4 protein-coding genes are annotated in these 8335 nt (G+C 54.5%); 2 read left to right on the top strand and 2 right to left on the bottom strand.

All coding sequences use genetic code 11. The features are described 5' to 3' along the window. Window positions 1–275, bottom strand: a 275-nt coding sequence (locus B3Z49_RS11450) for an ATP-binding cassette domain-containing protein (RefSeq protein ID WP_296990921.1), incomplete at its 3' end; no start/stop codon positions are given. A gap of 820 nt (window positions 276–1095) precedes the next feature. Here B3Z49_RS11450 and acnA point away from each other — a divergent pair. Continuing rightward, on the top strand, window positions 1096–3783 hold the full coding sequence (acnA, locus tag B3Z49_RS11445; RefSeq protein WP_063088588.1) for an aconitate hydratase AcnA: 2688 nt from the start codon (window positions 1096–1098) through the stop codon (window positions 3781–3783). A 216-nt stretch (window positions 3784–3999) separates the two neighbouring features. Further along, window positions 4000–6546: an EAL domain-containing protein gene (locus B3Z49_RS11440; RefSeq protein WP_296990918.1), complete on the top strand. Its 2547-nt coding sequence runs from the start codon at window positions 4000–4002 to the stop codon at window positions 6544–6546. Window positions 6547–6626: 80 nt separating this feature from the next. Here the strand turns inward: B3Z49_RS11440 and B3Z49_RS11435 are convergent, their stop codons facing one another. Beyond that, on the bottom strand, window positions 6627–7967 hold the full coding sequence (locus tag B3Z49_RS11435) for a sodium-dependent transporter (protein ID WP_296990917.1): 1341 nt from the start codon (window positions 7965–7967) through the stop codon (window positions 6627–6629). Between the last annotated feature and the right edge of the window lie 368 nt (window positions 7968–8335).

Below are 8335 nucleotides of genomic sequence, written 5' to 3'. Positions count from 1 at the left end.
GCCAGGTTCTGGAACGTACGCCCGATACCAAGTTCGGCACGATCATTCGGCTTGAGCCCGGTAACATCCTTGCCCTTGAACGATACCGAACCGGTCGTTGGCGTATAGCGCCCCGAAACACAGTTCAGCATGGATGTCTTACCGGCACCGTTCGGGCCGATAATCGAGAAAAGCTCGCCCGGCTGAACGGAGAAGCTGACATCACTCAGCGCACGCACACCGCCGAAAACAAGCGACACGTCGCTAATCTCTAAAATAGGACTCTGTGACGTCATGCCGTCGCATTCCTCCCTGACTTGGGCCGCAAATGCCGCAGAACCGCATTTCGGGTTCTTTCGCGTGAAAATTTGCAAACCGCTGTTCAGTTTCCCTGATGATGTGTCGGTTTATTTTATGACCCTGACCTTACGGAAACCGGGCCTGACACATTTAATAGGCATTTAAGTACCAATTTCAGCATATTGCGTCAATGCAATGATTCTCAAGGGGTTGGGAGTTTTCTACAAATTCGCACCGCACAATTATTTGACGACAGAATACACTGACCGCTCTACCCTTGATTACGTAGCGTTATCTCAGGTTGCAGGTCGCAGACGGCACGCGAAAACACCGCAATGCAAAAATCTTTCGTAATCATGCACCGCACAATTCGCGCGCATTGGGAACCTGTCGCTTTGCAGGCAAATCCGAACCCGCCGCCCCGACTCCGGTGCGGAGTCGTCGTTACAGGCGTCCGGATCCTGCGCCCCACACCGACATTCATTGCCGCGAATGCCGGCGGCTTTATAAACATGTCAGGAAAAAACAGACTCCGTGCTTTGCCTGTCCTATTGAAAGGCCAAAAGCCACGGCACATATCGTCTAAAGCCGTTTGACTGCTTGTTGGGCTTTGCCAACATGCTGTGATCAACGGGTTTTCACCAATACCCCTTTTCGGGGTCTGGACTTTCAAAGGGAATTGTGGTGTAACCCCGTTGCACATAGATATGTAGCCGTGACCCGCGTCACGCAACACAGATAGCCCACCGCTCGGCGCTCCGACGGTCGGGGTGTCTTGTCACGACAAGCCCTTTTAACCACCTTGAGGAGGGTCTGATGTCCATTTGTGGCAAAGACAACCTGAAAACGCGCCGCACGCTGAAAGTCGGGGACAAGTCCGTCGACTATTACAGCCTCAAAGTTGCTTCCGAGAAATTCGGCGACGTTTCAAAACTTCCCTTCACGCTGAAAGTCGTTCTTGAGAACCTTCTGCGTTACGAAGACGATTTCACCGTTAAAACCGACGATGTCAAAGCTGTTGTTGACTGGCTCAAAGAGCGCAAAAGCAGCCACGAAATCAACTATCGTCCGGCCCGCGTTCTGATGCAGGACTTCACCGGCGTTCCCGCCGTTGTTGACCTTGCCGCGATGCGCGATGCTGTGGTGAAGATGGGCGGTGACGCCCAGAAGGTGAACCCGCTTTCACCGGTTGACCTCGTCATTGACCACTCGGTCATGATCGACTTCTTCGGCACCGACGACGCACTCGACAAGAACATGGAAGTCGAGTTCGAACGTAACGGCGAACGTTACGAGTTCCTGCGTTGGGGCCAGAACGCCTTCAACAACTTCCGCATTGTTCCGCCGGGCGCTGGTATCTGCCACCAGGTCAACGTCGAACATCTTGCAAAGGTCGTCTGGACCGGCAAGGACGAAGACGGCAAAACCGTTGCCTATCCGGACACGCTGGTCGGTACCGACTCTCACACCACCATGGTGAACGGCCTTGCTGTTCTCGGTTGGGGTGTTGGTGGTCTGGAAGCCGAAGCAGCAATGCTTGGTCAGCCGATCTCGATGCTGATCCCGGAAGTTGTCGGCTTCAAGCTGACCGGTTCCATGAAAGAAGGCATCACCGCAACTGACCTTGTTCTGCGCGTCGTTCAGATGCTGCGTGAAAAAGGCGTTGTTGGCAAATTCGTCGAATTCTATGGCGATGCGCTTGACCACATGAGCCTTCCGGATCGTGCGACCATCGGTAACATGGCACCGGAATATGGTGCGACCTGTGGCTTCTTCCCGATCGATGACGAAACGCTCAACTACATGCGTTCGACCGGCCGTGACGAAGACCAGATTGCACTGGTCGAAGCATATGCCAAAGAACAGGGCATGTGGCGCGACCCGGCACATGAAGCCGAATACACCGCAACGCTTGAACTTGACATCTCCACCGTCGAGCCGGCCCTTTCGGGTCCGAAGCGTCCGCAGGACCGTGTTCTGCTGAAAGATGCCGTTTCGAGCTTCACCAAGACCTTTGCCGACATGGCACCGGGTGTTGATGCGGATCGTTCTGTTCCAGTTTCGAACGAAAACTTCGAAATGAAAGACGGTAACGTCGTCATCGCCGCGATCACCTCTTGCACCAACACCTCGAACCCGAGCGTTTTGATCGCAGCAGGTCTTCTGGCGAAAAAAGCTGTCGAACTCGGCCTTCAGAGCAAGCCGTGGGTGAAAACCTCGCTCGCACCGGGTTCGCTAGTTGTTGCCGACTATCTCGAAAAAGCAGGCCTTCAGGATTACCTGGATCAGCTTGGCTTTAACGTGGCCGGTTTCGGTTGCACCACGTGTATCGGTAACTCCGGTCCGCTGGCAGCACCGATCATCGACGCGATCGATGGTAACGACATGCTCGTCACCGCCGTTCTGTCTGGTAACCGTAACTTCGAAGGCCGTATCAGCCCGCAGGTCAAGGCAAACTACCTTGCCTCCCCGCCGCTGGTTGTTGCCTATGCGCTTGCCGGTAACCTGAAGATCGATCTGAACAAAGATCCGCTCGGTAAGGACAAGAACGGTAAAGACGTCTTCATGAAAGACATCTGGCCGACCAACAAAGAGATCGCTGACACCATCGCGTCCTCGATCTCGGCGTCCATGTACAAAGATCGTTACGACAACATCTTTGCCGGTCCGAAACCGTGGCAGGAAATCGAAGTCACCGAAGGCGAGACCTTCGCGTGGGATGGCAAGTCCACCTACGTTCAGAACCCGCCTTACTTCGTCGACATGGCGAAAGAGCCGGGTGACTTCTCTGAAGTTCATGGCGCACGTCCGCTCCTGATCCTGGGTGACTCTGTCACCACCGACCACATTTCCCCGGCCGGTTCGATCAAGGAAGAAAGCCCGGCAGGTGAATACCTCAAGGCGCACGGCGTTGCTGTTCGTGACTTCAACTCCTATGGCGCACGTCGTGGCAACCACGAAGTCATGATGCGCGGTACCTTTGCCAACATTCGTATCCGTAACGAAATGGCACCGGGCACCGAAGGTGGTGTTTCGGTTCATTATCCGTCGGGCGAACAGGGCTGGGTCTATGACGTCGCAATGCGTTATCAGGCCGAAGGCACCCCGCTGGTTGTCATCGCTGGTAAAGAATACGGCACCGGTTCTTCGCGTGACTGGGCAGCAAAAGGCACCAACCTGCTTGGCGTCAAAGCTGTGATCGCGGAAAGCTTCGAGCGTATCCACCGTACCAACCTGGTCTGCATGGGCGTTCTGCCGTTGCAGTTCAAGAACGGCGAAGGTCGTGCGACCTACAAGCTGGACGGTTCGGAAACCTTTGATGTCCTTGGCATCGGCGATGGCATCAACCCGCTTCAGGACGTCACGGTTCGCATCACGCGCAAAGATGGCAGCACCGAGGAAATCGTTGTTACCTGCCGTATCGATACCGAGAACGAAGTTCTCTACTACCAGAACGGCGGCATCCTGCAGTTCGTTCTGCGTAACATGATGAAAGCTGCCTGATTTCAATCTGAAATCTTTGGCTGACACATTGACACCCCACCGGTTTTCCGGTGGGGTGTTCTTGTTTGTAACGAATTTTACTGGGCGACGTTCAATTGAACGCCCCTGACTTGATCCAGAACAATTCTCAAGTACGCCGAACCTGCTAGGAATGGCGCCTTCGTCTCACCCTTAAGAATAAAACCGAAAAAGATCAGTCGAACAGAGCAAACGCGCATGATACGCCCCACATCCTCCGATGGACGCCCGTTTGGTCTGACGGTCGGCACACTTTCCCCCGGAACAGTTTTAAGCTGTACACCGCAAACGTCCCTCGGTGACGCCACGGCCAAAATGCGCAAGGCCAACAGCAGCTCCGTCATTATTGTGGTGGACAACAAGCCTGTGGGAATTCTGACCGAGCACGATTTGCTATCGTTGCCACCGTCAACCCTGGCCGCCCTTTCTGAACCGGTTTCAACGCGTATGTCCCAACCGGTACATACCATTTCGGTCCATGCCACCCCGCAATCGGCAATCGTGCGCATGCGCGATCGTGGCGTACGCCATCTTGTCACCATTGATGCGGATGGCTGCCTTGTCGGGATCATCAGCCAGACCGACCTCATCCGTCACGTCGGGGACAAAAAGCCGTTCATTGCCAACGATGTTGCCGATGCGGTTCGCCAATCCACCGTGTTTGCCCACAAGGACATTCGCGTTTGGGAACTGCGTCAGCGCATGCACTCGGAAAAATGCGACAGCGCGATCATTTCCGGTTTCGCCGACGACCAACCGGCAGAATTGCAAACCGGCATCATCACCGAACGTGATATCTTGCGCCATCTGGCAGAAGAACATGAAAACCTGACTGCGGGCGACATCGCCACCCGCCCGGTGACCTTCATTCGTCAGGACATGAACCTTGATGACGCGCGCAGAATGATGATGCGCGACAATTTCCGTCATCTTGTGGTTCATAACCACAACGGTGAAACCATCGGGGTTTTGTCATTTGCCGATCTGCTTGAATTTATCGAACAGGATTACCTGATCCATCTAAGCAGTCTGGCCGAAGACAGTGGCAGCGAAATTACCAAGGCGCGCCAGTCTCTGGCCCTTGCCAACAAGCTGATCGAAAATTCCCCTGACTGTGTGATGATCTGCAATGCGCAGTCCGAGATCGAGGCCGTCAATCCGGCCTTCACGCGCGTGACTGGTTATCAGGCCGAAGAAGTGATCGGCAAGACACCGGCGATTTTGAAATCCGGACGCCAGAACAAGGCTTTCTATGCCAAGCTCTGGGCGGATTTGGCGCGCACCGGGAAATGGGAAGGCGAAATCTGGAACCGACGCAAGTCAGGCGAGATTTACGCCGAATGGCTTTCGATCATGGCGGTTCGCGATGGCGAAGGGACAATCACCCATTACGCTTCGATCTTTACCGACATCAGTGGACGTGAAAAAAACCGCGAAGATGTCCTGCGGATTGCCTTTACCGATGAACTGACCGGCATGCCAAACCGCCGTCGGTTTTCGGAACTTTTGTCGCTTCATATCGGTCGCGCCCGCCGGGTTGGACGCCCGCTCACAGTTGCCATGCTCGACATCGACAACTTCCAGCGCGTCAATAATGCCCTTGGCCATAATATCGGGGACGATGTGCTGGTCGAAGTATCACGCCGCATCAGCCGTGAACTTGGTCAGGATGCTGTCGTCGCCCGTATCGGTGCCGATGAATTCGCCGCAATCCTGCCAAATGTGAACACCGAACAGGAAGCCGTCGGGATCGCAGAAAGTCTTCTGATGCGCCTTGGCGAAGCCCATCTGACCCGAAAGGGCGAAGACGTTTACCTTTCGGCCAGTATTGGCATTGCGTCCTTCCCCGAAGATGCCAATGACACCAGCAACATCATTCGTTGTGCCGAACTGGCAATGGTTCAGGCCAAGGAACAGGGACGTAACCAGGTCGGACTTTACAGCGTCAATCTGCACAGTCAAAAGGGGGCGGACCTTGCCCTTGAAACCGCCTTGCGCCGTGCGATCGACAATGAGGAACTCCACCTTGTCTATCAGCCGCAATTTGACGCAAAAACTGGCGAAATTGCGGGGGTCGAAGCCTTGCTGCGCTGGACGACGGCCGATGGCAAAACCATCCCGCCCTCGACCTTCATCCCGATTGCCGAGGAAATGGGCGTGATTGGCGAATTGGGCCGCTGGGTCATCCGCACCGCCTGCAAGCAATTGGTTGCCTGGCGTCAGGAAGGCTTACATAACCTGCGCCTTGCGGTGAATGTCTCGGTTCAGCAGTTCTATGGATCGATGGATTTTGCCGAACAGCTTCGCGCCATCATCGTTGACAAGGGGGTGGCTGCCGACCGGTTGGAAATCGAAGTCACCGAAAGCCTGTTCATGCGCAATATTGACGATATGCGGACCAAATTACAGCGCCTGCGTGATCTTGGCGTGCGCATCGCGCTTGATGATTTCGGGACCGGCTTTTCAAGCCTGAGTTATCTGCGCACATTGCCCTTTGATGTGATCAAACTTGATCGCAGCTTCGTCTGGGATATTGAAGACGGCCCGGATGGTGAAACCTTGCCAATTACGATCATCAATATGGCGCGCAACCTTGGTAAAACCTGCGTTGCCGAAGGCGTCGAAAACCAGCATCAGCTCGACGTGCTGCGCAAGGCCGGATGTGACCTGATACAGGGGTATCTGCTGGGTCAACCCATGAGCGCAGAATCTGTTTCCAAGCTTGCCAAGGAAGCCGCCCTCTAGAACCAAAACGAACGGCAAACGACAAAAAAAGGGCGGGGAAATTTCCCGCCCTTTTGCATTAGCCTATCGGCAAACCTGACTTAGAAAACGCCAAGCCCTTTCAGCAGGATAAAGGCAATCGCCAGCGGTGCGACGAACTTGACGATCAAGCCCCATGCACCGATCCATACCGGTACAATTCCGTTATGTGCTGCGATTTCTTCCTGGGCCTTGCCCCAGACGATCCAGCCCACAAACAGCGAAATCAACAACCCGCCAATCGGCAAAAGCAGGCTGGAGCTTACGAAGTCCATCAGGTCAAAGAAGTTCTTGCCCCACAGGATCTCGACATCCGCCATGACCCCCATCGAAAGCGACGACGGAATACCAAGCAGGAAGATCACGAAACCAAGAACCACAGCCGCGGTTTTGCGATTGATCCCACGATCATCGACGAAATAGGCAACAACCACTTCAAGGATCGACACCGCAGAGGTCAAAGCCGCAATCGCCAACAGCAGGAAGAACAGGAAGGCAAAGAACGAACCAAACGGCATCTGGGCGAACACAGCTGGCAGCGTGATGAAGGTCAGGCCCGGACCGGCACTCGGATCAAAGCCGAAGGCAAACACTGCCGGAAGAACCAGAAGACCAGCCAGAACAGCAACAGCCGAATCAAGCAGGGTGACCCAACCGGCAGAGCCCGGAAGGTTTTCTTTCTTCGCAAGGTAAGAGCCATAAGTGATCATTGCCCCCATCCCCAGCGACAACGAGAAGAAGGCCTGTGACAGCGCATCCGAAACCGTTGCCCAGGTCACTTTCGAAAAGTCCGGCGACAGCAGGAAGGCCACACCTTCCATACCACCCGGAAGCGTAACCGAGCGTACGATCAGAACGATCAAAAGCGCGAAAAGCGCCGGCATCAGGATTTTCGACGCACGCTCGATACCGGCACCAACACCGGAAAGCACGACAAAAATGGTCAGTGCCATGAAGATCGCGTGGAAAATCAACGGCGAGGTCGTATCACTGATGAAGCTGCCGAAGATGTCACCAAGGGTTGCCGGATCTTCGATCGAAAGCGCCCCGGTGACGGCCTTGATCATGTAGGACAGCGTCCAGCCGGCAACGACCGAGTAAAACGACAAAATCATGAAGGCGGCCGCAACGCCAAACAAACCAACGATCGGCCAAAGCCCACCTTTAAGTTTGGCAAATGCGCCAATCGCGTTCTTTTCCGACATGCGGCCGATCACGAATTCGGCCAGCATGACCGAAATACCGATGGTAAAGACCAGCGCAAGATAGATCACCAAGAATGCGCCACCGCCATTCTCGCCAGCCATATACGGGAACTTCCAGATGTTCCCCAGTCCAACAGCCGACCCGGCGGCCGCCAGAATAAATCCAAGGCGTGAGCCCCAGTGTTCGCGTTTCATCATTCGCTTGCAAACCTCGTATTGGACCGATCTTGCCAGATTAAGCTCCCACCAGCAGATCAGTTCCGCATTTTTCATTTAACGCAAAGGTCGTTTGTTCCTTTGCAATGGACAGCTCCCCAGAACTGGTTCCGATTGGTCCGCAGCTCATAGCATCAATCTTTGGAAATCTCCTTTCAAAGATCCGCGCAAACGCGCAAATATCTTCCACTTTACACCTACTGCTGATTTCAAGGCCTTGTGATTGGTCGGTGATGGTGGTTTTCAGGCATGATCAATGTCATGAAAAACCCTCGCCCCCTTTTAAGTGCGCTTGCACTGTTGCTCATGACCGTATCTTCACCCGCAAGGGCTGCTGAAAGTGTTTTGCC

The sequence above is a fragment of the Thalassospira sp. UBA1131 genome, assembly GCF_002311515.1.
GTDB lineage: Bacteria > Pseudomonadota > Alphaproteobacteria > Rhodospirillales > Thalassospiraceae > Thalassospira.
This window is presented reverse-complemented; position numbering and strand designations above follow the sequence as displayed.

What these genes read in the sequence shown, in the direction of transcription:
- acnA (WP_063088588.1), top strand. Translation starts at nt 1,096, where the DNA reads ATGTCCATTTGTGGCAAAGACAACCTGAAAACGCGCCGCACGCTGAAA.
- B3Z49_RS11440 (WP_296990918.1), top strand. Translation starts at nt 4,000, where the DNA reads ATGATACGCCCCACATCCTCCGATGGACGCCCGTTTGGTCTGACGGTC.
- B3Z49_RS11435 (WP_296990917.1), bottom strand. Translation starts at nt 7,967, where the DNA reads ATGATGAAACGCGAACACTGGGGCTCACGCCTTGGATTTATTCTGGCG.